This window comes from Nakamurella alba (assembly GCF_009707545.1).
In the GTDB taxonomy this organism is placed as follows: domain Bacteria; phylum Actinomycetota; class Actinomycetes; order Mycobacteriales; family Nakamurellaceae; genus Nakamurella; species Nakamurella alba.
The window spans coordinates 454128-477523 of sequence record NZ_WLYK01000005.1 but is presented as its reverse complement, the minus strand read 5'-3'; the positions used below and the strand labels follow the sequence as shown (position 1 = coordinate 477523).

Annotated in this window: 20 protein-coding genes; 14 read left to right on the top strand and 6 right to left on the bottom strand. The window is 71.1% G+C overall.

Going from position 1 to position 23396, the window contains the following annotated elements; translation table 11 throughout:
- Nucleotides 1-64 precede the first annotated feature (64 nt).
- Genes GIS00_RS14275 through GIS00_RS14265 form a run of 3 tightly spaced genes read left to right on the top strand, consistent with a single transcriptional unit; the run spans nucleotide 65 to nucleotide 2411 of the window.
- Nucleotides 65-817: an SDR family NAD(P)-dependent oxidoreductase gene (locus tag GIS00_RS14275; protein WP_154769069.1), complete on the top strand. Its 753-nt coding sequence runs from the start codon at nucleotides 65-67 to the stop codon at nucleotides 815-817.
- A complete protein-coding gene (locus GIS00_RS14270; protein ID WP_196073281.1) occupies nucleotides 814-1542 on the top strand; it encodes an SDR family NAD(P)-dependent oxidoreductase in 729 nt (242 codons plus the stop codon). Before GIS00_RS14275 ends, GIS00_RS14270 begins: the two co-directional genes overlap by 4 nt.
- Nucleotides 1539-2411, top strand: coding sequence for a TIGR03619 family F420-dependent LLM class oxidoreductase (locus GIS00_RS14265; RefSeq protein ID WP_154769067.1), 873 nt, complete (start codon nucleotides 1539-1541; stop codon nucleotides 2409-2411). Before GIS00_RS14270 ends, GIS00_RS14265 begins: the two co-directional genes overlap by 4 nt.
- Here the strand turns inward: GIS00_RS14265 and GIS00_RS14260 are convergent, their stop codons facing one another.
- Both GIS00_RS14260 and GIS00_RS14255 read right to left on the bottom strand, forming a co-directional pair.
- Entirely contained in the window at nucleotides 2412-2624 is a 213-nt protein-coding gene (locus tag GIS00_RS14260) for an antitoxin (RefSeq protein WP_154769066.1), read from the bottom strand.
- A 91-nt stretch (nucleotides 2625-2715) separates the two neighbouring features.
- Entirely contained in the window at nucleotides 2716-3477 is a 762-nt protein-coding gene (locus tag GIS00_RS14255) for an HpcH/HpaI aldolase family protein (protein WP_154769065.1), read from the bottom strand.
- Nucleotides 3478-3617: 140 nt separating this feature from the next.
- Between GIS00_RS14255 and GIS00_RS14250 the strand changes: the two genes are divergently transcribed.
- The 6 genes from GIS00_RS14250 (at nucleotide 3618) to GIS00_RS14225 (ending at nucleotide 10454) form a co-directional block, all read left to right on the top strand.
- A complete protein-coding gene (locus GIS00_RS14250; protein ID WP_154769064.1) occupies nucleotides 3618-4784 on the top strand; it encodes a pyridoxal phosphate-dependent aminotransferase in 1167 nt (388 codons plus the stop codon).
- Nucleotides 4785-4963: 179 nt separating this feature from the next.
- Entirely contained in the window at nucleotides 4964-5695 is a 732-nt protein-coding gene (locus tag GIS00_RS14245) for an amino acid ABC transporter ATP-binding protein (RefSeq protein WP_322097990.1), read from the top strand.
- Nucleotides 5695-6456 carry an amino acid ABC transporter permease gene (locus GIS00_RS14240; protein ID WP_154769062.1) on the top strand — a complete coding sequence of 254 codons (762 nt, stop codon included), beginning with the start codon at nucleotides 5695-5697 and terminating at the stop codon, nucleotides 6454-6456. The genes GIS00_RS14245 and GIS00_RS14240 overlap by 1 nt, the downstream gene beginning before the upstream one ends.
- 43 nt (nucleotides 6457-6499) lie before the next feature.
- Nucleotides 6500-7465 carry a transporter substrate-binding domain-containing protein gene (locus tag GIS00_RS14235; protein ID WP_154769061.1) on the top strand — a complete coding sequence of 322 codons (966 nt, stop codon included), beginning with the start codon at nucleotides 6500-6502 and terminating at the stop codon, nucleotides 7463-7465.
- Between the two features lie 101 nt (nucleotides 7466-7566).
- On the top strand, nucleotides 7567-8598 hold the full coding sequence (locus GIS00_RS14230) for a glycine-rich protein (protein WP_284700280.1): 1032 nt from the start codon (nucleotides 7567-7569) through the stop codon (nucleotides 8596-8598).
- Nucleotides 8599-8771: 173 nt separating this feature from the next.
- Nucleotides 8772-10454, top strand: coding sequence for an Ig-like domain-containing protein (locus GIS00_RS14225; RefSeq protein WP_154769060.1), 1683 nt, complete (start codon nucleotides 8772-8774; stop codon nucleotides 10452-10454).
- Nucleotides 10455-10613: 159 nt separating this feature from the next.
- Here GIS00_RS14225 and GIS00_RS14220 read toward each other — a convergent pair whose 3' ends face one another.
- The gene (locus tag GIS00_RS14220; protein ID WP_154769059.1) at nucleotides 10614-11168 is read right to left on the bottom strand and encodes a hypothetical protein; all 555 of its coding nucleotides are present in this window, start codon (nucleotides 11166-11168) and stop codon (nucleotides 10614-10616) included.
- Between the two features lie 173 nt (nucleotides 11169-11341).
- Here GIS00_RS14220 and GIS00_RS14215 point away from each other — a divergent pair, with 173 nt between their 5' ends.
- Entirely contained in the window at nucleotides 11342-11893 is a 552-nt protein-coding gene (locus GIS00_RS14215) for a hypothetical protein (protein WP_154769058.1), read from the top strand.
- Nucleotides 11894-11925: 32 nt separating this feature from the next.
- Nucleotides 11926-12162: a hypothetical protein gene (locus GIS00_RS14210; protein ID WP_154769057.1), complete on the top strand. Its 237-nt coding sequence runs from the start codon at nucleotides 11926-11928 to the stop codon at nucleotides 12160-12162.
- A gap of 239 nt (nucleotides 12163-12401) precedes the next feature.
- Here GIS00_RS14210 and GIS00_RS14205 read toward each other — a convergent pair whose 3' ends face one another.
- A complete protein-coding gene (locus GIS00_RS14205) occupies nucleotides 12402-13724 on the bottom strand; it encodes an FAD-binding oxidoreductase (RefSeq protein ID WP_196073280.1) in 1323 nt (440 codons plus the stop codon).
- Nucleotides 13725-13927: 203 nt separating this feature from the next.
- On the opposite strand from GIS00_RS14205, the gene GIS00_RS26930 reads away from it, so the two are divergent.
- From GIS00_RS26930 to GIS00_RS14190, 3 genes are all read left to right on the top strand, one after another.
- A complete protein-coding gene (locus GIS00_RS26930) occupies nucleotides 13928-14167 on the top strand; it encodes a Com family DNA-binding transcriptional regulator (protein WP_196073279.1) in 240 nt (79 codons plus the stop codon).
- A 49-nt stretch (nucleotides 14168-14216) separates the two neighbouring features.
- Entirely contained in the window at nucleotides 14217-16898 is a 2682-nt protein-coding gene (locus tag GIS00_RS14195) for a LuxR C-terminal-related transcriptional regulator (RefSeq protein WP_154769054.1), read from the top strand.
- A 176-nt stretch (nucleotides 16899-17074) separates the two neighbouring features.
- Nucleotides 17075-17257: a hypothetical protein gene (locus GIS00_RS14190; RefSeq protein ID WP_154769053.1), complete on the top strand. Its 183-nt coding sequence runs from the start codon at nucleotides 17075-17077 to the stop codon at nucleotides 17255-17257.
- Between the two features lie 1074 nt (nucleotides 17258-18331).
- On the opposite strand, the gene GIS00_RS14185 is transcribed toward GIS00_RS14190, so the two are convergent.
- Both GIS00_RS14185 and GIS00_RS14180 read right to left on the bottom strand, forming a co-directional pair.
- Nucleotides 18332-21493, bottom strand: coding sequence for a S8 family serine peptidase (locus tag GIS00_RS14185; protein WP_154769052.1), 3162 nt, complete (start codon nucleotides 21491-21493; stop codon nucleotides 18332-18334).
- Between the two features lie 413 nt (nucleotides 21494-21906).
- On the bottom strand, nucleotides 21907-23214 hold the full coding sequence (locus tag GIS00_RS14180; RefSeq protein ID WP_196073278.1) for a sensor domain-containing phosphodiesterase: 1308 nt from the start codon (nucleotides 23212-23214) through the stop codon (nucleotides 21907-21909).
- Nucleotides 23215-23396 lie beyond the last annotated feature (182 nt).

Below are 23396 nucleotides of genomic sequence, written 5' to 3'. Positions count from 1 at the left end.
GCTGTAGGTCGAAACGGGTCATGTTGTTTACATACGCGCAGTGATCCTGAGGTTTGATGTGCACATGCCACCTTCACAGCCTGCTGAGGCTGCATTCGTCACGGGCGGCGCGAGCGGACTCGGCCGGGCGATCTGCGAGCGCCTGGCCGCACGCGGCGACCTGGTCGTCGTTGCGGACCGGGATCTGGCCGGTGCGGAGTCCACCGCTGCGGCGATCGTCGCGGCCGGCGGGAGTGCCGAGGCCGTCGCGCTCGACGTCTCCGATGCCGATGCCGTGGACCGGGTGGTCCGCGCCGCCGACGCCGCCCACCCGCTCGCCACCGTGGTCAATTGCGCCGGCATCGGCCGGTACACCTCCGTGCTGGATGATGACCTGTCCTCGTTCGACCTGACCTTCGCCATCAACGTGCGCGGCAGCTACCAGGTGCTGCGGACCGCGGCGGCGCTGATGGTGCCGCGCGGTGCCGGCAATGTCGTCAACATCGCCTCGACCTCGTCGTTCACCGCGTCCAGCTCGCCGATGATCGCCTATGACATGTCCAAGGCGGCGGTGAAGATGATGACCCAGGCGGTGGCCCGCGAGCTCGGACCGACCGGGATCAGGGTCAACGGGGTCGCCCCCGGAACCATGGACACGCCATTGATGCGGGCGTTGACCAACGACGACGGCCTCGACGGCCTGGCCGACAGCCGCATCCCTTTGGGCCGGCTGGGCAGCACCGAGGAGGTCGCGCACGCGGTGGCGTTCCTGTCCTCGCCCGAGGCCTCCTACATCACCGGACATGTGCTCGTCGTCGACGGAGGATGGCTGACATGAGGGTTTCCCTGATCACCGGTGGCGGTGCGGGCATCGGCGCGGCCGTGGCCGCGACGCTGGCCGCCCGTGGCGACGTGGTGGTGTGCGCGGACCGCGACCTGGCGGGGGCGCAGCGGGTCGCCGCGGAGATCGGCGGCACTGCGCTGGAGATGGACGTGACCGCGCCGGGCGCGGGCGATGCCGCGGTCCGTGCCGTGGTGGCACAGCACGGGCGGCTGGACGTGGTGGTGACCTGCGCCGGCATCGAGAAGACCGGCCCCGCCGAGACCCTGCCCGCCGACCTGGTGCGCACGGTGCTCGACGTCAATGTGGTCGGCAGCTTCGACGTCGCCGCCGCGGCCTGCCGGCAGTTCGCCGAGCAGGGTGACGGTGGGCGGATCGTGCTGATCGGTTCGGTCAACTCGATGATCGCGCTGCCCGGGCAGGCCGCCTATGCCGCGTCCAAGGGCTCGGTGCTGATGCTGGGCAAGGCGCTGGCCGTGGACTGGGCGAAGTACGGCGTGACGGTCAACGTCGTCGCACCGGGTGTGACCGACACCGCCATGTCCGCAGGCTCTCTCGGTGATCCGGAGAAGCGCGCGACCATGATGGCGCGCATCCCGATGGGCCGCCCGGCGCAGCCATCGGACATCGCCGACGCGGTCGCGTTCCTGTCCTCCGAGCACGCCGGTTACATCACCGGGGCGTACCTGCCGGTCGACGGCGGTTGGCTGGCGCTGGGATGAGTGTCGCAATCGGGGCCAAGCTGCCGCACACCGGTGCGGTGGCGGCACAGGGCCGGGTGGCCGAAGTCGCGGCGAGCCTGGAGCAGGCCGGGTTCGACTCGCTGTGGGTGAGCGATCACGTCGCGCTGCCCGGAACCGTGCGCTCCTACTACCCTTTCGAGCCGGACGGCATCGCGCGCTGGCCCACCGACACCCCGTACGTCGAGGCACTGATCGCGCTGACCGCGGCCGCGACCGTGACCTCGCGGGTGCGCCTCGGCACCGCCGTGCTGGTCCTCCCGCAGCGCAACCCGGTGTTGCTCGCCAAGCAGGCCGCATCCATCGACGCGCTCGCACCCGGCCGGCTGTCGCTCGGCGTCGGGGCGGGATGGTTGCGTGAGGAGTTCGAGACCCTCGACGCATCGTTCGACGACCGCGGACCCCGTTTCGTGGAATGGATCTCGCTGCTCCGGTCCTGCTGGACGGGTCGGCCGGAGGCCCGCTCCGAGGGCCGCTACACCCTGCCTGAGGACATGCTGATCCTGCCCGCACCGGCGCAGCCGATCCCGCTGTACGTCGGTGGCCACTCCCCCGTCGCGCTCAAGCGAGCGGGCCGGATCGGTGACGGCTGGCTGGCCCAGCAGGCCCTGCCCGACCTCGACGTCCCGCACCTGCGGTCCGAGATCGACATCGTCCACGCCGCTGCGACCGCCGCCGGCCGCAACCCCGACGACCTGCGGATCACCCTGCGCCTCGTCGGATCCAGCGGCCGCGCAACGGATGTCGCCACGCACCTCGCCGCTCTGGAAGACGCCGGCGTGCACGAGGTGGTTGTCGACGTCGACCCGGACACCGACCCGGCCGGCGAACGGGCCGCGCTGACTCGTTGACTACCGCCGCTCGGCGTGGAGCGCGTCCAGGATCTGAGCAGGAGTGAGACCGAGGTCGGGCAAGGAGGCCAACAGCTCGGCGTTGGTTCCGACGTCGGCCGGTCCACCGAGGAGTTGGATCGCCATCTCCTCGACCGGGATCCCCTCCAGACGTGCCATCTCGACGAGTCGGTCATAAACCTCGTCGGGCACGTCGAGCTGCAGAGATCTCATGATCCGGATCGTACGCCCGGGGTCCAGCAGCGTTGAGTCGTGCCGAACGTCCTGCAACCCGTCACCTCGGGTTGCAGGACCTCCGCCGGAGTCAGTAGGAGGAGCCGGAGCCGGCAGCCCCGGCGCCGTTCCAGCGCGCGACCTCACCGCGCACCGCGGCACCCAGCAGCAGGGCGTCGGTGAAGGCGATGATGTCCTGGAAACCCAACTCGGCGAGTTGCTCGGCGCGGTCGGAGGTGCCGGCGAAGACACCGACCCGGATCCCGGCGGCCCGGCAGGCGGCGACGATCCGCGGCAACGGGGCGTCATCGGCAGCGTCCGCCACTAGCGAGTCGACATCGGTGCCCAGCGCGATGGACAGGTCGAACGGCCCGACGAAGATCATGTCGACGCCGTCCACCGCGGCGATCGCCTCGACATTCGACAATGCCAACGGTGTTTCGATCATCACGGCACAGCGCACGGCCGCGTTCGCCTCGGTGGTGGTCGGCACCGGGCGCCCGATCAGCGTGTGCATCGGGCCCCAGCTGCGCCCGCCCAGCGGGGGGTACCGGCAGGCGGCCGCGGCCTCGGCGGCCTGCGCGGGGGTGTCCACCATCGGCACGATCACCCCGGCGGCACCGGCATCGAGCACCCGGCCGATCCCGGCATGACTGTCGTCGGCTACCCGCACCCACACCGGCAGGTCCGTGACAGTCCTGATGGTGGAGAGGATGTCGGCGTCGGTCCAGGTGCCGTGCTGCGCATCGAGGGCCAGCCAGTCGGGCCCGGCGGAGGCCAGCAGCTCGGCCGTCCCCCCGCCTGCGAGACTGGACCACGCACCGACACGGACTTCACTTCTCTGAAAGGTCACATGGCAATCTAGCTGTCAACCGACAGGTCATCGGTCGTCACACCTAGCAGTTAGCAAGTTCGTAACCTTGGCTCACTGCGCCCGAAACACCGGGTTCCTACCGTCCTGCATGTGATGAACGAGCAAGACCTGGTGCGCCGATGAGCGCGCTGTTGACCCCCGGCGTCAGCGCGGCGGCCGCCGCCGTCCCGGGCTCCGGTATCCGCGAGATCGTGAACCTGGCATTCGCCCTGCCCGACGTGGTGCACCTGGAGATCGGTGAGCCGGACTTCCTGACCCCCGCCCACATCGTCGAGGCCGGCCACGCCACCAGCGCCGCCGCCAACCGCTACACGCACAGCGCCGGCACCCCCGTGCTGCGCGCCGCTATCACCGAGAGACTGCACCGGCTCTACGGTCTCGAGCGTGCGCCCGACCAGATCGTGGTCAGCCAGGGCGCCGTCCAGGGGATCGCCGCGGTGTTCGCAGCCATCCTGACGCCGGGCGACGAAGTGCTGGTCCCCGATCCGGCCTGGCCGAACTACGAGATGCAGACGATCCTCAACGGCGGCCACGCCGTGCACTACCCGCTGCGCGCGGAGAACGGCTTCCTGCCGGACCTCGCCGAGATCGAGTCGTTGTTCACCCCGTCCACCCGGATCCTGGTGCTGAACACCCCGTCGAACCCGACCGGTGTGGTCTTCCCGCCGGAACTGGTCGCGGCTCTGGTCGAGGCCGCCGCCGACCGCGGGATCACCGTACTGGCCGACGAGGTGTACGACGAGATCCTGTTCGAGGGCACGCACACCAACGCCTTCGCCATCGCGCCGGAACACGTGGTCAGCGTCTGGAGCTTCTCCAAGACCTACGCGATGACCGGCTCCCGGGTCGGCTACCTGACCGGGCCGGACTGGCTCACCCCCACCCTCGCCCGGCTGCAGGAGCCGCTGCTCTCCTCGATCTCCGCCGCCTCGCAGGCCTCCGCGCTCGCCGCGCTGCAGGGCCCGCAGGACGTCGTCGGCGAGATGGTCGCGACCTACCGCACCCGGCGCGACTTGGTCGTCGACCGGCTCACCGCTGCCGGCATCGACGTCACCGTGCCGTCCGGCGCCTTCTACTTGATGCTCCCGCTCGGCGACGGGGTCGACTCCCGCGTCGCAGCCATTGATCTCGTGCACCACGGCGTGGCCACCGCACCCGGGACGGCCTTCGGCGACACCGCTCGCAGCCACCTGCGGCTGTCCCTCGCCAGCTCCGTGGAGCAACTGACCACCGGGATGGACCGCATCCTGGCCTGGTACGCCGAGACCTCCGGAGGGCGACAGTGATGACCGGAACCCCGCCGCACCCCACCGGGCAGCCCGATGTGGACGCCTTCGCCAAGCCGGAGACCCCGGATACGGAGGTCACACCGGAAGCGGCCCCGGCCGGCGGCGCAATCGCGGTGGAGCGTCCCGCCCACCACACCCCGTCGGCGTTCGAGAAGAACGGCCCGACAGGCGATCCCGTGGTGAAGCTGGCCGGGATCCGGAAGTCGTTCGGTGACCTGGAGGTGCTCAAGGGCATCGACCTGAACATCTACCAGGGCGAGCACGTGGTGCTGATCGGGCCGTCCGGCTCGGGCAAGTCGACAGTGCTGCGCACCATCAACCTGCTGGAGAAGCCGACCAGCGGATCCCTGGTGGTCGACGGCCACGAGTACGGAGCCGGAAGCACAGCACCCCGCGGCAACTCGCTGCAGTTGCGCCGCACCGTCGGCATGGTCTTCCAGCAGTTCAACCTCTTCCCGCACCTCACCGCGCTCGACAACGTGGCGCTGCCACTGCGTTCCGTCCGCGGACTGTCCCGCAGGGACGCCGAGGCGCGTGCCGCGGAGGAGTTGCGCCGGGTCGGTCTGCTGATCCGTGCCGGGCACTACCCGAGCCAGCTCTCCGGCGGCCAGCAGCAGCGGGTGGCCATCGCCCGGGCGCTGGCCCTGGACCCGAAGGTGATGCTCTTCGACGAGCCCACCTCGGCACTGGACCCGGAGCTCGTCGGCGAGGTGCTGCGCACCATGCAGGCGGTCGCCGAGTCGGGGATGACCATGGTCGTGGTCACCCACGAGATCGGTTTCGCCCGTGAGGTCGGCGATCTCAACGTGTTCATGGAGGACGGGGTCGTCGTCGAGAGCGGCGGCCGCGGCTTCTACGAGAACTGCACCAGCCCACGGGCGATCGAGTTCATCAAGGCGGTGAAGTGATGGGTGACCAGACCTACGACTGGGGCCTGATCTGGGACAACAAGGACGCCCTCCTCGACGGGTTGTTCACAGCGCTCAAGGTCTCGCTGACCGCACTGCTGATCTCGGTGGTGCTCGGCCTCGCGCTGGCGATGCTGCGCACCGCCCGCGCCCCGTGGTCCTGGCTGGGAGCGTTGTACATCAACGTGTTCCGCGGTGTGCCCGCGCTGGTGAGCGTCATCTGGGTGTACTTCGGCGTTTCCCTGGTGTTCGGGATCAGCTTCTCCGTCTACCAGGCCGGCGTGATCGCCCTGTCGTTGCTGTACAGCGCGTTCCTCGCCGAGATCTTCCGCTCCGCACTGGAAGCCGTCCCGATGGGGCACCGCGAGGCCGGCCAGGCCCTCGGCATGCGTCCCACCCGGATCTTCTTCTCGGTGATCCTGCCGCAGGCCGGCAAGATCGCGCTGCCCAACATCGGCAGCATGTTCATCGGCATGGTGAAGGACACCTCGACCTTCACCGTGATCGGTCTGCTGGAGGTCGTCCGGGTCACCCAGAACCTGGTCAGCTCCACCTTCCAGCCGTTCGTGCTCTACACGGCGGCCGCGGGCATCTACGTGGTGGCCGCGTTCGTCATCGATTTCGTGTTCCGGCTCATCGAGAAGGCCCTGTCCAGCCCGCCCAAGGGGCGGATCGCCACGGCCATTCGCGGACGTCAACGTCGACGGATCGAGCAGTTGATCGCCGCCACCGGTCGACCGACCACCGCCGTATCCAGCTGACTGACGTCCCGATCCCGGGCGCAGCATCGAGAAGGGAACCCTTGTGGGAGTTCTGAACGTCCGCGCCGTCAAGCGCGGCATCATCGCCGGGACCGCCCTGGCCATGGTCACGGTGCTCGCCGCCTGCGGCAGCGACTCCGGCTCCGGCTCGTCCTCCACCGCGGCCACCACCGCCGCGGCCACCTCCGCCTCCTCCGCGGCATCGTCGGCCACATCCGCTGCGACGTCCGAAGGCTCGGCGAGTGCATCCTCCGGTGCCGTCACCGTCGACACCTCCACGCTGAACCTGCTCACCCCGGGCACGCTCACCGTCGGCATGAACCTGCAGTTCGAGCCGGAGATGTACCTGGACGACGCCGGTCAGCCGGCCGGCTACGACGTGGACCTGCTGAACGCGCTGGCCACCGAGCTGGGCCTGACCCTGGACATCCAGAACCTCGACTTCAACGGCCTGATCCCGGGTCTGCAGTCGAAGAAGTTCGACATGGTCTCCGTCGGCCTGACCGCGACCGACGAGCGCAAGAAGGTCGTCGACTTCAGCCGCGAGTACGTCCCCTACACCTCGGTCCTGGCGGTCAAGAACGACGACACCACCGCGCCGACGATCGAGAACTACAACCAGTCCGGCAAGGTCATCACCGCACTGCAGGGCTCGTCCGGCGAGCAGCTGGCCAAGGACACCTTCCCGAACGCGACGGTGAGCGGCTTCCCCGACCAGAACGCGGCGCTGCTCGAGGTCTCGACGGGCCGCGCCCAGGGCTCGGTGCTCGAGGACTACATCCTGGCCCAGTACCAGAAGGCCAACCCGGACCAGGTCAAGAAGGCCGACCTGCCCGAGCCGCTGCAGATCGGCTACGGCTCCTGGGCCGTCCAGAAGGGCAACACCGCCCTGGTGGACGTGCTGAACACCTTCCTCTGCACCCAGCAGACCGACGGCGGGCTGGCCGCCTTCTACGAGAAGAACTTCGAGGTCCCGGCCGCGGACTTCCCGGAGATGCCCGCCTGCTGATCACCCCCTGATCCACGGACGCCCGGAACAGCGCACGCTGTTCCGGGCGTTCGTCCGTTCCGGGGAGTGACTGCTCGGTCGCTGACTGATACTTTCCGCAGATGGCGGGCAGGGGGCTCCTTCGGATCGGCGCGGTCGTCGCGGCGGCGTCGTCGGCGCTGATCGGCGCGCCCGCCTCGGCCGCTCCCGCACCCGCCGCCCCGCCGATGCGCTGCTCCGGGGACGTCTGCAGCTGGACGTACGAATACACCGGAAAGATCGAGACCTTCGTCGTACCCGAAGGTGTCGGCGAGATCAGGATCGAGGTGTACGGCGCGGCGGGAGATCGCTCGGACCTGTTCCCGCGGGTGCTCCCCGGCGCCGGCGGGCTCACCACCGGGGTGCTGGCGGTGCAGACCTACGACGAGTACACCGTGCTGATCGGTCAGCGCGGCCGCAAGGCAGGCGCTTTCGGCGGAGGCGGCGGCGTCTCCGCCCGCGGGTTCAACGGTGGGGGCGGCGGCGGTTCGTTCGTCGGGGCCGAGGACGGCACCCTGCTGCTGGCCGCCGGAGGTGGCGGCGGCGGTGGCAGCGACGGCAAGCAGTACGGCGTGGGCGACATCCCGGACGTCGGCGGCGACGGTGCCGGGGCCGGCAGTACCGGGATCAATGGGTCCGGCAACCACTTCCAGGGCGATGATCCGCCCACCGGCGGCACCCCGACCGGACCGGGCGCTGCCGGAGTCTGCCTGTACCACAACGGAAGTCCCGGCCAGGGTCCGGCCACCGGTACGACTCCCGGTGCGGGCGGCGCGGGCAGTGACCACCTCTTCGAAGCCGGCGCGGGCGGTGGCGGTGGCTATTACGGCGGCGGCGGTGGCGGCGAGGCGCAGTCCGGCGCGGGCGGTTCCGGGTTCGCCGCGGCCGCGGTCACCCAGGTCCGCGGCGAGACGGGCGTGCGGCGCGGTGACGGCCTCGTGGTGATCAGCGCCAGCCGCTCCCCGTTCGGCGCGGCCCCGGCACCGGAGGGGTCGGGCCACGGACTCGCCTGGACCGGCGCACCGATCGGCGCGCTGCTCGCCATCGGTGCCGGACTGCTGGCTGCCGGATCGGCGATGGTGGGCGCCGCCCGTCGACGGCCATCCGTGTCATAGACCACCCCTGGTAGTCGCCCAGTTGCAGACTGGTACATTCCGGACACTCGGAAGCAGTCCGTGCGGCCGAGCCCTGCACTGCTCCTTCCGGGAAAGGCACGCTCGTGTCCGGCATTGCTCGACTCCTCCGTACGGCCGCGGCCGCGGGGCTGCTCGTCGTTTCCACATCCGTCATGGCGTCCGGGACGGCGGTCGCCGATTCGCCGGTCATGTGCGAGGACGGGGTCTGCACCCACACCTTCGACTACACCGGCGCGAGCCAGGACTTCGTGGTGCCGGCCGGCGTGGACCGGATCTCGTTCCTGCTCTACGGGGCATCCGGCGGCTCCTCGGGTTTCGGTGTCTCGGGCGGTGCCGGCGGCATGACCCGCGGCGACCTCGGCGTCACTCCCGGAGCCACTGTCCGGGTCTTGGTCGGCCAAGCCGGTTCCCAGGGGCAGGCAGCGTTCACCTACGGCAACGGCGGCCCCACCTACCCGGGCTCGAGGTACGGCAACGGGGGTGGGATGTCGATGATCACTCTCGACGGCACGGTGATTGCGGTCGCGGGTGGTGGCGGAGGAGCTGGTGGCACCCGGATCGAGGCCGGTGAGCAGATCTCGGATCGCGGAGGGTCCGGCAGTGGCCCGAACACCTCCGGCGGCGACGGTAGCGCGCCCGCGGATCTGGGCTATGTCGCTGCCACCGGTGGTAGCCAGACCGCCCCCGGCACAGGTGGGATCTCGCCGGACGGCAATGGGACGGACGCATTCTTCGTTGCCAACGCGACCCTGGCCGGAGGCTTCGGCGGCAGCTCCTCGACCACCGAGGGCACCAGTCCCGGTGGCGGTGGTGGTGGCGGCTACTACGGTGGCGGCGGTGGCGGCTACGGACAGTCCGGCGCGGGTGGGGCCGGCTATGCGTCGCCGACCGTCGAGAACGCCTCCGGCGACAGCGGTGTGCGCCTCGGCAACGGTCAGATCCAGATCTCCTGGGACGAGCCCGCGGCGCAGCTCGGTCTCACCGCCGGGACGCAGCCCGCCGGGCAGGTGTCGCTGGCGGCTGACATCACCGGCAACTACGACGTCCCCACCGGCACCGCGAGCTTCTACGCCGGCCTCGCCTCGCTCTGCACCGGTGTTACCCTGGACTCCGCCGGACACGCCGACTGCGACGCCTCGTCGCTGGCTGCCGGCACCTACGAGATCCTGCTCAGCTATTCCGGCGACAGCATCTACCCGGGTACCGAAACCACAGGCACGCTCGTCGTTGTCGAGCCGGCCCCGGTGGTCACCACCCAGTCGCTCCCCGAGGCGTCCGCGTCCGGCAGCTACTCCACCCAGTTGGTCGCCACCGGCGTCGGACCGTTCACCTGGGAATCCAAGGAGATCCCCGAGGGTCTGACGCTGACCGCGGACGGCCTGCTGTCCGGCACGCTGACCACGCCCGGCACCTACGAGTTCTCGGTCCGGGTGTACGACAGCCAGGACCCGGCGCAGTCGACGATCGTCGTGCTGTCGCTGACCGTGGCTGCCGCGCCGGTCACCTCGACATCTGCTCCGAGCACGTCTGTCTCGACCTCACAGTCGAGCACCTCGGAGACCACGACGTCCGCACCTGCGTCGTCGTCGACGGCGGCACCGACCACCAGCAGCTCTTCGGTCACCTGGCGGCCGGTCACCACCCCATCGACCAGCAGCTCCTCGGCGGTCGCACCCACCGGCTCGACGACCCTGCTGTCGCCGACCTCGACCGCCGGACCGCAGCTCTCGGCCACCGGCGTGGACGTGGCGCCCTGGGCGGGTGTCGGTGCCGTGTTGCTCGGCGCCGGTGCATTCACCCTGCTCCTCGGCCGTCGCCGCGCCTCCCGGCACTGAGCCTTGCGCGAGGTTGCGCGCTTGCGTCCGTGGAAGTGACCGCCATCGCGGCCAGAAGCACGGAAGCAAGCCGGGTTTCGCGCCACAACGTCCTGCAGCCAGTGAGCAATAGCTCGCGGGCTACAGGACGCTGCCGGGGGTTTCGTTCAGCCGCCCCGGTCACCAGTCGGCGGCGACGAGGAAGCGGGCGGCGGGCGCCGCGAGCCACTGCGTCACCCGCATGACGAGGGCGAAGTCGGCCTGACGAGCGGTGCGGAGGTTGGTCAGCCGAGCCGGGGTGCAGTCGAGGATCGTCCCCAGCGCGGCCCAGGTCAGACCCTGCTGACTGCGGACTCCATTGAGCTCGGCATACAACGCAGCCAGGTCCCAGCGGAGGCGTTGACCGGGACCGACCTCCGGCAGCGTGGTGTCCCCGACCTGCCTCACCGTTCCGACGAGGAACTCCTCCGGAGCACGCCCCAGCCAGCGAAGCAGGAAAGCGGCGTACTGGCAGGAGGTCTCACCCCGACCACCGAGCCGGGAGACGGCGCCGCCGCACAACGGATGATCACCGAGGCTCACGTTGAGCACCTCCGACTGCTGCCACAGCACGTCGGCGAACTCGAACCAGCCGAGCCGCTCCTGCCGGCGCCGCTCGTCGACCGCCGAGAAGAACGCGTCGAAGTCGAGCGCAGGCAGCGTGGCCGGTCCGGCGGAGTGCTGCAACGTGGTCATGACCGCGACGGTAGATCCGGAACCGGCCGTTCTCCGTCCGGATCCTGTCTGCCTCCCTCGATCGGTGGAACGGATGCTCCACCGCATGTTCGACCGACCGTCGCAGGTTCGCGCCGCCCCCCGGGGCGAGGATTGTTCGCAGAGCAAAGAACAGCCCACCAAGGAGTCGAGACATGAACACCCGCACCGTGATCACCCGCAGCATCGCCGCCCTGGCGGCCACCGGCGCCACCCTGCTGCTGGTCGCCGGCACAGCTTCAGCAGCAGAGCCGAGCGGCCCTGATGAACAGGCGGCCTGCACGTCGAACTACCACGCCGGCGCGCAGAGCGTCGATCTGACCATCCAGAACAACACAGGTCAGACGATCACCCTGGTCGGCGCGCACACCACCGACGGCGGTGACGGCCACTGGGGCGCCCGCCCGCAGGCCACCCTGGCGCCCGGTGCCTGCGAGGAACTCACCGGCTACAGCGACGACCCGCTCTCCGACTACTACATCACCGCGACCTACCAACTGCCCGACGGCACCTACCTGCCGTTCAGCGCCGCCAGCGGGTCGGATTCCTACAACACGCAGGTGTTCACCTCGGGCGGGTTCAGCGGCAGCGCCCCGGGTTCGTTCAGCGGGAAGTGGGACTTCAACTGGGCGATGACCGACACCCACTGGGCCGGCTCGGAGCACATCCACACCACGATCGCGGCCGAGCCCGGCACCACCAGCTGATCGCAGATCCCCTGCCGGACAGGAGGCATCGGATGCACATCGTTGTCCCGCCGCCGGGCGGGGTCCGGGACCGCGTGTTCCGCCCGCCGGCGGACACCGGTCCCGGTTTCGTCTTCATGGACGGGCCGGGCCCGCTCGACCTTCCGTGCGGCAGCTGCGGGCGGGTGCTGCTCAGGGGGCTCCGCGAGTTGCTCCCGGTTCCGCACCTGCTCTTCGAGTGCCCCGGATGCGCGGCGCTCAATGCGATCTGCCCACCGGAACCGGCCTGACCCCTCCCCCGTCGGTGCCGCCGGAGGACAAGGCCGCCATCGGCACAGCCCGACGGCCGGCCCACCTGAGTCCAGCCGTCGGCAGGCCGACGGTCCGGTCAGCACCTGATCCCGTGCACCCGGCCGCCCGACGCTCGACCACAGGACCGTGTACCCCAGCGACTGCTGCGGACGTCGCCTCGAACGACGAACGAGCCGCACCTGCAGCAGCAGGTGCGGCTCGGGTCAGAACGAAAGGGTCACTGCTGCCGGGAATCCCAGCCGTGTTCGACCTCGTCACGGGTGTTCGCCGAGCCACTGAAGTTCACGGTGGCGCCTCCACGGCCCCAGCTCCGGACAGCGTCCAGCACCCGACGAACGGACGAACGGGGCCGTTCGAGGTCGGGGCCGGCCGGCGGCGCGGACACCCACACACCGAAGGACGAGTCGCGGCCGGGCACGCAGTCCGGCCGGTCCTCGGGCGTGATGGCGAGAGCGTCTCCCCAGTGCCGGATCTCGGCAATGGTCACGGCCGCACCGGAGTCCGGTCCGACGGCGTCGAGCCACGCCGCGGCGGTGTCGCCGGTGAACTCGTCGAGCAGCAGACCGCCGCCCACGTGTGGCACCGGATGCTCCGGATCCGCGTGGATGCAACCGATCCGGGTCGCCGGCAACGGTCCGACACCACCGAGGACCGGCGCGGCAGCGCGCCGGACCGCAGGCGGCAGCGGGTCGGACCCTGCAGCAGCGCCGGTGGCCGCGACCCGCAGGTGCGCCACCGTCCGTCCGGCGAGCGGCGCCGGGACACCGGGCAGATCCGGGAGCCTGAGCACGGCCAGCGATGTGGTCACACCGTCGGCCACACCGTCCTTGGTCCAGCGCCGGAAGGCATCGACGACGGCTGGGATGTCGGCCTCGGCGAAGTACATCCCGCCGCCCGAGATCCCCTCCTGCACCACGAGTTCGATCTCCACGCTCGTCACGATCCCGACGTCGATCCGCCCGCCGAAGACCGCCCCGAGCAGATCGGGGCGATGCTGCGGGTCGATCCGCATCACCCCGTGGCCGGGGCGCACCAGCTCCGCGGACCGCACCCGGTCGCTGCAAACGCCGTAGGAGCGGGCCAGCGGTCCCACCCCACCACCGGTCAGCAGACCGACGACGCCCACCCCGGGCGCTGCCCCGCACACCGGCATCAGGCCGTGCCGGTCGGCCGCCGCGAGCACCTGCTCCCACCGGGCACCGGCCTGCACCCGGGCGATCCGGCGCACCGGGTCGACCTCGACCCCGTCCATCCGGCGGGTCGTCACCACCAACCCACCGCGGTGCTCGGGGACCTCCGCGTGGCCTGCGCCGAGCACACCCCAGCGGAGATCATGACGAGCGGCCCAGTCCAGCGCTGCCACCACGTCGATCGCATCCGTCGCGCCCACGACGACGTCCGGCCGGTGGACCACCAGCGGGTCGAAAGTTGCGAGTTCATCGGCGAAGTCGGCATCCCCGACGGTCAGGACCGGACCCTTCACCCCCCGGCGCAGCAGTTCGCGCGGATCGTGGACGGGCGGTGCGGCGAGTTCGGTCATGGCTGGGTTCCTTCTGGGACCTTCGGACGGATCGGTGGATGCATGTGACGGTAGGAGCCGACCCGCGCTTCCTGCCTGTATGCAATGACCAGTCCCGTTGCCGTCCATCGCCCCGGTCGGACCTGGACGGTTCGCACAGGTGCGGACGGCCCCCGGTGCGGTCGGATGGATCTGTCCGACCGACCCCGGCCCGAGGAGCGCCCGTGTCCACCCTGCACGTCATCGAGCCCCGCCCCGGCGAGGTCGGCTTCCGGGTGTTCCGCGCCCCCGGCACCGTCGATCAGGGCTTCGTCTACATCGACGGTCCGGGCGGGGAGGACCTCCGGTGCGGTCACTGCGCCCGGGTGCTGATGAGAGGTGTGCGCCAGGTGCTGCCGGTGTCCGACCTGCTGTTCCAATGCCCCAGGTGCCACTCGCTGAACGCCGTGGCCCAGCCGCGCTGACCTGCGCGGACCCGATGCGCCGCCCTCTACACTCGCAGAAGGAGGCGGGATGGCGGCGATCTGGGACGACGCGATGGTCGCGCAGCTGCGCGCCGCGGTCGGGACCGCGCTGGCCGGTGCACCGACGCTGGTGGTGGTCGAGGCCGGCGCCGGGATGGGCAAGTCGTCGCTGCTCGATCTGGTGACCTCGCTCGCCGCGGACCGGGCTCGGGTGCGCCGTTCGGCGGCATTGGAATCGGACCGCGAGACCCCGTACGCCGCCCTCATGGAGTGGGGCGTCGACGTGCCCGGTGGCGAGAACGGCGCGCCCGCACCACTGGTCGCCGCGCAGGCACTGCGGGATGCCCTCGACCCGACGGCCGGCACGCCGGCCCTGCTCCGTTTCGACGACCTGCAGTGGGCCGACCCGCAGTCCGTCGAGGCCGTCATGTGGTTGCTCCGCCGGTCCACCGTCGAACCACTGCTGGTGGTGGTGGCGCACCGCCCGCTGGCGCCCGACGTGCACCCCTCGTGGCAACGGTGGGTGGCCGGACGGCCGGGCACGGTGCTCATCCGACTCTCCGGTCTCGACGAGAATGCCGTCCATGCCATCGCCATCGCACGTCGGCCCGGGTTGTCGCGGGAGGCCACCGATCGGCTGACCCGGCACACCCGTGGCAACCCGCTGTACCTGACCACCTTGCTGGCCGAGTTCGACGAGGTCGCGCTGTCCCGCCCCCGCGATCTCCCGGCACCGGCGGAGTTCTCCGGACTGGTCGGCCGGCGGAGCGGCCGGCTCCCGGAACCCGCACGCCGGATGCTCCACGCCTGCGCCGTGCTCGGTGACGGATGGAGCTGGCTCAGCGATGTCGCCGCCGTGGCCGGCATCACGGACCCGGCCGGAGCGGTCGACGACCTGCGCGGGTCCGGTCTGATCGAGATCCGCACGGTCGACATCGGCCTTTCCGTGCGGGTGGTGCACTCGTTGGTGAGAGCCGCTGTGCTGCAGACGATCCCGCTGACGCAGCGCCGGGAGTTGCACCTGGCCGCAGCGGGCTCGGTGGTGGACCCGGTGCTGGTCCTGGATCATCTCGTCGCGGCGGCAGACCGGCACGACGACGGGCTCGCCGACCGGCTGACGGCCACGGCCGCAGCCGCCCACGACCGCTGCGACCATCGGACCGCCGCCCGACTGCACCGTGCCGCGGCCACTCTCACCTCCGACCCGGTGCTGCAGGAAAGCCGTTGGCTGACATCGCTCTTCGACAGCCTGCTGGGTCAGGACACCGGACCGGCCCGCGCGGAGATGTCGGCCGTGCACGCAGCCGGCGACCGGGTGGGGCGCACGTTGGTGCTCGCTGCGCTGGCGACCGTCGAGGGACGGTGGTCGGATTCCGTGCGGGTCCTGCGGACCGCACCGTTCGACGAGCCGGTCGACGAGTACCGGCGGCAGGTGCTGCTCGGCTGGGGACTGGTCGGCTCCGGCGGGCCGACCGAGGAGGTAGTCGCCGCCATGGCGGCGGCCGATGCCACCGGGGTCGGCGATCCGGCGCTGGCCGGTCATGCGGAGTCCGTCCGGTTCTACGCGGTCCAGCGCACCCGCGGGCTGTCCGGCGTGCTGGACCTGCTCGCAGACGTGCCGGACGACCCGCGGGCGACCCCGCCCGGCCGCACTTTCGCCCTCGCCAGCCGCGGCAGCGTGCGGACCAGGATGGGCTTGTTCGATGCCGCCGACGCCGATCTCGGCGAGGTGCGGCGGCGGTTCGAGGACGGTCAGGTCGACATCGCCGACGGCCTGTACACGGCGGTGTCCGGCTTCCTCTACTGGCTCCGCGGTGACTGGGACCGGGCCCGCGCACGCTTCCATCTCGCCGCCGACGCCGGTGTGCGGTTCGTGCAACCGACCGTCGCCGCCTACCTCTCGATCCTGCCCAGCAGCTCCGGTAACACCGCGGAGTCCGACCGCTGGATCGGCACGGCACGGACCACGCTGGCCGGCCAGCCGTGGCAGGAGGCCGATCGGCTGCGGATGGTCGCCGAGGTGGTCCGGGCACATGCCCGCGGCGACCGGGCCTTCGACCCGGCCGTCGCCGCCGGACTGATGCCGGTGCTGGACGGCATGCTGAGCTTCCCCGGTGATTGCGGACTGGTCGAGCTGATGCACGGCGCCCTGGCGCTGCTGCTGTGCAACCGGGCCGCCGACGCGCGGCTGATGACCGATGCGATCGGCCGGCAGCAGCCGGCCGCATCGATCGCCCCCGCGATCGTCGACTGGTTGCACGGTCTGATCGCCGAGCGGGCCGGGGAGCGGCGTGCGGCGGTGGCCCACCTGACGTCGGCGTGCGGCAGCGACCGCGGTGAGGCCCCGCTCTATCGCGCGCACATGCTGAGTGATCTGTCCCGCGCGGCAACAGATCTCGGACGATCGCAGCCCTCCGCTGCGGCAGAGGCGGCGTCGATCTACCGGCAGCTCGGAGCGCGGCCCTACCTGGATCGGATGAGCGGCGGCCGCCGGCCGGCGGTGATCGGCGCGGACCCCGGGCTGTCCGACCGGGAACGCGAGGTGCTCCGGCTGGTCGTGCTCGGGTTCAGCTACGCGCAGGTGGCCCGCGAACTCTTCATCAGCCGGTCGACCGTCGGGTTCCACCTCTCGAACATCTACGCCAAGACCGGTGTCGGCACCCGCCACGAGCTCACCGCGCTCGTCCGCGCCGACGCGCGGTCCTTCGGCATGCCCGCGCCGGCCGTCTGACCCGATCTCCTGCGCCCTCCACGTGCGGAGGCCTTTTCATCCGTGCCATCCGCGGCCGGGTCCACCGATCGGTGGGGGTCGTCTCCACCGGTGGGCCGACCGGTCGCAGGATCCCGGTGACGGCCGAGCGGCGGTGAGATCAGTAGCAGCACAACAGGAACGAGGAGGTGAGGGCGATGACGGTGCTGCCCGGGCCGGCGGCCCGCAGTTGCGCCCGCACCACCGAGGTCGTCGTGCACGCCCGTCACGTCAGGGACCGGTACCGGAGACGGCCGAACACCTGCCGGGACGGACGAGCCGCGGTCACCCCACCGCCCGCCGCCCGACGCCGCGGCCGCCGGCCGAAGCGCCGCTACTGATGGAGATCGCCATGGATCCCGATTCGCTCGCCGTCGTCATGCTCGCCGGGTTCTGCACCGCGGTCTTCTGGGCCGCTCTGTTCATGAACTGACCTGCCGACCTCGATCACCACCCACCTCGAACACCCGGAGACCGCCATGTGGGAGTACCTGACCAACCTGACCCAGCACCTGTACATCATTCTCGGCGCCCGCCCTTGATCCAAATGCGACCACACCCGCGCGACGTGGTGGAGACCGCGGCGGGCACCGATCGCGTTCCATCGCCCACCACCCGCTCATCCCGGGTCCCGGCACTTCGGTGTCGCCGCACTTCGGTGTCGCCGCCGTCGGCCTGACACCCGTCCCGGATCACCTCACCGACCACTGCACCCATCCGTGCCGTCCAACCGCGTAGATCGCGGACGAACGGCACCGATCGGCCCGTGCCGGGCGGGGCGAGCAATCCGGGGCGCGGCTCGCATGGACGAACTCGGCGACTCCAGCCCCACCCGTCCCATTTCCTGGCCGGGCTGCCCTGCGGAGGATCTTGATCCATGCCGAACCACGCCCAGCCCGATCCGCGCCGTCCACCCGCGCAATCAGCAACCCGACGGCACCGATCGCGGACCGCCGCCCGCAACCGCTCATCCCGGGCCCCGGCACTTCGGTCTCGCCGCACTTCGGTCTCGCCGCACTTCGGTCTCGCCGCACTTCGGTGTCGCCGCACTTCGGTGTCGCGACCGTCGGCCCGACACCCTCCCGGATCACCTCACCGACCACTGCGCCCACCATCCGTGCCGTCCAACCGCGGAGAACGCAGCCGAACGGCACCGATCGGCCCGCGCCGACCGCCGGCGCCGGTCGACCCGATCCGACCGCCAACCCGGCCACCGGCGCCGGTCGACCCCACCCGCGCGTACGAAAGTGGCGATTCTGGGACTCATGGGGCGCCTGTCGCCACTTTCGTACGCGTCGAGGAAGAAGATCCTCGCGCTGGGGGTGGGGTGAACGGGCCCCGGACAGTCGGAAGGCCCGGCCCCTCGGAGCGAGGGACCGGGCCTTCCGGGTCGGTCGGTGGTGCAGCGGATCAGGTCAGTTGACCGGGACCGCCTGGTAGTCGCGGGTGGCGGCGCCCGGGTAGAGGAGCAGCAGACCGGTGGAGGTGGTCTCGCCCGCGGCGTCGTTCTTGGATACCTGCACCGCGCCCTTGCCGCCGGCCGGCACGGTCACCGACGCAGCGCCACTGGTCAGCGCGAACTTCGGGTCGTCGACCGTCCAGGTCTGGCCGAGGATCACGTCGGTCACCACGCCGGAGTAGTAGTTGTCGTACGCCAGGACGTCGAAGTCGAAGGTGTCCCCGGCTTCCAGTCCGAGCGCCGACAGCGGCGCGGTGTAGACGACGTTGGACGAGTCCACGTCGGCATCGGCGTAGTAGTACGCGGCCTGCGCCCCGGTGGCCAGGTCGGCCACGACGACCAGGGTCTGCCCGGTCAGCGCGAACCCGGAGGCCTCCGAGTTGAAGATCGCGTAGTCGTAGGTGCCGTCCTGGTCGACGTCGACATCGATCTCGTACCCGGCCGGGTACAGCGGCAGCGCCTGCCGCTGCTGGCCCGCGATGGCGAACTGGATGACGTCCTCGTCCACGCTGTCCCGGACACCCGCGGCAGCCAGGTCGATCAGCGCCAGGTTGGAGCCGGGCGAACCCGGGGTGCCCGGCGCGGGCTTCGGCTGCTTCGGGCTGGTGCCGGTCAGACCGAACACCTCGACCTCGCCGGCCGCGACCGTGGAGGAGTTGGTGAGGGTCAGCGCGCCCTTGCCGGCGGTGGTCCGCAGCGAGCTCGGACCGGCGGTGACGCTCGCCGACTTCTTGGGCAGCACCGTCCATCCGAGGTGCAGCTTCTCCGCACCGGAGGTGGCGGTCACCCATCCGTCGATCTCCGGGCCGTTGAAGGTCGCGCCGTCACCGTTCGAACCCGCGGAGTGCGAGAACGGCCAGTCCTGCAGCTTCGACGGATCGATCGTCAGCTGCACGGTCACCAGCTGGGTCTTCTTCGGGCCGACCGTCACCGAGGACGGTGCGACCACGGACAGCGCCTTGCGGTTGGCGTCCGCCGCCTCGCGGAAGGAGGCCGACAGCGAGTAGGTCTTGCTCGTGGTGCCGGTGTTGACCAGCTGAGCGGTGACCTTCCAGGTGGTGGTCTTGGTCAGGTGCGGCAGTCCGAGGCCGATGTTGCCGGCGCCGGCCTGGGTGTTGCGCAGGATGCCGACGGCGTTCGCCGCCGGGGCCACCCGCACCTCGCCGGCTCCCACACGGGAGATCGGCGTCTTGTAGAGGTTCGCGTTGGCGTCCGGCGTGGTGTTGGCCGTGCTGGCGCCGTTGAGCAGACGCGACTTGATCGCCGCCGGGGTGGCCGTCGGGAACTTGTCGATCAGCAGGGCAGCAGCGCCGGAGACCACCGGGGCCGCACCGGAGGTGCCACCGAAGTTGGTCTGACCGGAGCCGGTGCCGACCTCGGCGGACAGCCAGGCACCGGGGGCGCCGATGTCCGGCTTGGCACGGTAACCCGAGATCGCGAGACCGCGGCTGGAGGTGCCGACGACGCTGTTGGTCAGCGACGTGGTCTTCGCCGGGTCGATGGTCAGCGAGACCGGGCCGGCGGCCGCGGCATCGGACAGCAGCTGGCCGTTGGCCAGCGAGATGGTGAAGGTCGGGATCGTGACCTCGGCGCCGCCACCGAACGAGAAGTCCGGCGGGTCACCGGCGACGTTGTTCCAGAGGATCGCGGCCGACGCACCGGCGGCCTCGGCCAGCTGGGCCTTGACCGACGCGTTGCAGGTGCCGCGCTTGATCAGCGCGATCGACCCGGCCGGGAAGCCGGCGAACTCGGCGGCGGTGCAGCCGAGCAGCTGGGTCGGCTGGGCGATCGGCGCGGTGAGCGCCGCGGTCGGGGCCGGGGACCAGCTCTGCAGCTTGGAGTTGCGGATCAGGTTGCCCGGCAGACCGGCGATGGTCGGCGAGTTGACGGTCAGCGTGTACAGCTTGTCGTCCGGCAGCGCGGTCTGGGCGACCGAGATCGCACCCTCCGCGGTGGACGGCGAGCCGACGATGAACGGACGGTCGGCGCTGTTGCCGGCGGAGATGACGGCGACGACACCGGCGCGGACCAGGTTGTTGATCGCGGTGGTGGAGTCGTCCTCCTGCTGCCCGTAGGACGAGCCCAGCGACAGGTTGACGATGTCCATGGCGTCGGAGATGTCGCCGTCACCGTTCGGGTCCAGCGCCCAGTCGATGCCGGCCAGGATCGCCGGACCGGAGCACGACGTCGCGACGGCCGAGCAGACCTTCACCGCGTACAGGTCGACGCCCGGGGCGATGCCCTTGTGGGTGCCGTCGGCCGAGTTGCCGCCGATGATGTCGGAGACGTGGGTGCCGTGGCCCTCGAAGTCGATCGGGTTCGGGTCCGGGATCTCGGCGGTGTTCGGCCAGGTCTCGCCGACGAAGTCGTAGCCGCCCTTGACCTTCGGCGCGCTCGGGCCGAACAGGTCGGCACAGGCACCGACCGGCGCCGCGTTCGCCCCTGCGTAGCACTCCTCGTAGGCGGCCTCGGTACCCGGTCCTCCCAGGTACTCGTGGGTGAAGTCGACGCCGGAGTCGAGCACGGCGACCTTGACACCGGTGCCGTCGAAGCCGGCGTTGCGCACCTGGGTGGCCTGGATGTAGTCGGCGGCCTGGGCGAGGCTGCCCGACCCGCCCGGATCGTCCAGCGTCTCGTACTTGGCGACCGGCTTCACCGACAGCACGCCCGGCAGCTTCGACAGCGCGACCAGGTTGGCGGCCGGCACCGACACGGCGACCGCGTTGGTGGCGACGGACGCGCGGCTCAGCTCGGTGGCGCCGAGGCTCTTCGCGCTGGCGACCAGCTGGTCCTGCTGCGCGACGACCGCGGTGGTGCGGGCGACCTGCGCGGCCTTCGTCGGCAGCGCTCGGGTCTGGGTGGCCCCGTCGGAGACCACGGTCGCCAGTGCCTTCTCGGACAGCGAGACGGACACCTCGACCGTGCCCTCGGCGCCCTGCAGCGACGGGGCGAGGACGTTGCCCTCGGCGATCTCGACGGAGTCGGGGACCGGGACCGGGTCCAGACCTCCGGGCGGTGCGGCCGCGGCGGTGCCGGCGGCCGCCAGCAGCAGGCCCGGCAGGGTGACGGTGCAGACGGCGAGGCTCAGCAGCCTCGCCCTCCTTGTGCGTGAACGCATCAACGCTCCTCGGCAGTGGCGGTCGATCAGAAATCGGCAACAGGCTGCAGCACCCGCGGACTGCTGTGCGGGCCTGTTCACCTTGACAGCCGTTTTACTTCCGGGCAACCCCGGCGGAGCGCGACCGGGGTGCCCTTCACACCGTCGAACAGCACACAACGGACATGGCCCCACGGATCGGTCACCAACCGTGTCCGTTCCCCGGCCCGGATCACCCTGGCGGACGCACGCCCGTGACCCGCTGTCCACGGCCGGGTGGCGGACCGCGGGCCGACGGGTGACACGGGCGGGACCGGCCCGAACAGCGCAGTGGGCCGAGGTTCGCCGACCCTTCCGACCGGCGCAGGTGCTGACGGCCGGCGCAGATCCTTCCAACCAGCGCAGGTACTGACGGCCGGCGCAGGAACGTCCGGCTAACGCAGGTACTTCAGCCGGGGCAGGTCGGCGACCTCGCGGACCGTGCCGTCGTCGATGTCCACCAGGACCGGGTCGCCGGCGGGCGGGTCGAGCCGGGTCATCACCGCGCCGATGGCGGCGGCGACCGCCGACCGGTCATGGGTGACCACGAACTCGAACAGCCGGTCCGGGTCCGTGCTCGGCGCGTCGATGTCGCGCGCCAGCAGCGCACCGGCGAAATGCGGGGAGAGCACGCAGACGTTCCACTGCCCGCGCACCGGGTCCGCCTCGTCGACCGGGCACACCGCGGCGACGAAACCGGCTTCCCGGATCACGTCGACGTACCGGTCGCGGGTGGCGCCGGTGAACTGCTCCGGCCACTGGAACGTCGCGACCACGACCGAGGTGCGGCCCGCCCGGATCGCCTCGCGCTCGAGGTGCTTGCTGATCTCGTAGAGCAGGGTCCGTCCGGCCCGGCGAGTGCTGGTCCCGGTCGGTCGGGCGTCGAACGGCGAGGCGAACGGCCGGGACTGCTCATCCACCGGCGCGGGCGGCACCAGCACATTCCCGTCGACGGGGCCGGTCTGGGTCGGGACCGACGGTCCGGGGCGGCCGTACATCCAGCCCTGACCGAGGGTCGCGCCCAGCGAACGCGCCATCTGCAGGTGTTCCGCGGTCTCGATGCCCTCGGCCAGCACCACCGCGCCACTGCGTTCCGCGTAGGCGTCGACGGCCGTGTGGATCGCGGCGACGGTGGCGTCCGGGCGGCGCTGGACCAGGTTCATGTCCAACTTGATGATGTCCGGTCGCAGGATCGGCATGAACGCCAGGGACAGGTCGTCCGCGCCGACGTCGTCCAGCGCGATGCGCCAGCCGGCCTCCCGGAGCCGGGCGACGGTGGCCAGCAGGCGGGCCGGCCGCGCGGCCAGCGCCCGCTCGGTGATCTCCAGGACCACACCCAGGTCACCGGCGGACGCAGCCAGCTCCAGGACCTCGTCGAGGGTCGACGGGTCGGCGGCCTCGGGTTCGATGTTGAGGAACAAGGTCTGCGGTGCGTGCACCCCGACCTCGATCGCACTGCGGATCGCGGTTCCCCGGCAGAGCTCGTCGAGCTCGGCCACCCGCCCGGCCCGCCGGGCGGCGGTGAACAACAGGTCCGGTCGCTCGAGCGGTCCCCGCGGCCCCCGGGCCAGCGCCTCGTACCCGACGGTGCTGCCCGTCTCCAGATCGACGATCGGCTGGAAGACCGTGCTGATCCGACCGGACGCCAGCACGTCCTCGAGCAACGCGCTCTCCTCGGCCGGCAGCATGACTTCGGACGACACGGCCCCTCCTCCGATCCACCAACGGTGTCGATACCCTCGCGGAGAGTAATCGAAATGGCGACGCATCGGATGCGCGGCATTCCTTCGGCCCCGTGCCCGGGGCGTGCGGAACGGCCGGCGCCGGAACGACGAAGCGCCGCCCGGGAGGAATCCGGGCGGCGCTTCGGGTACTGCGGTGCGGG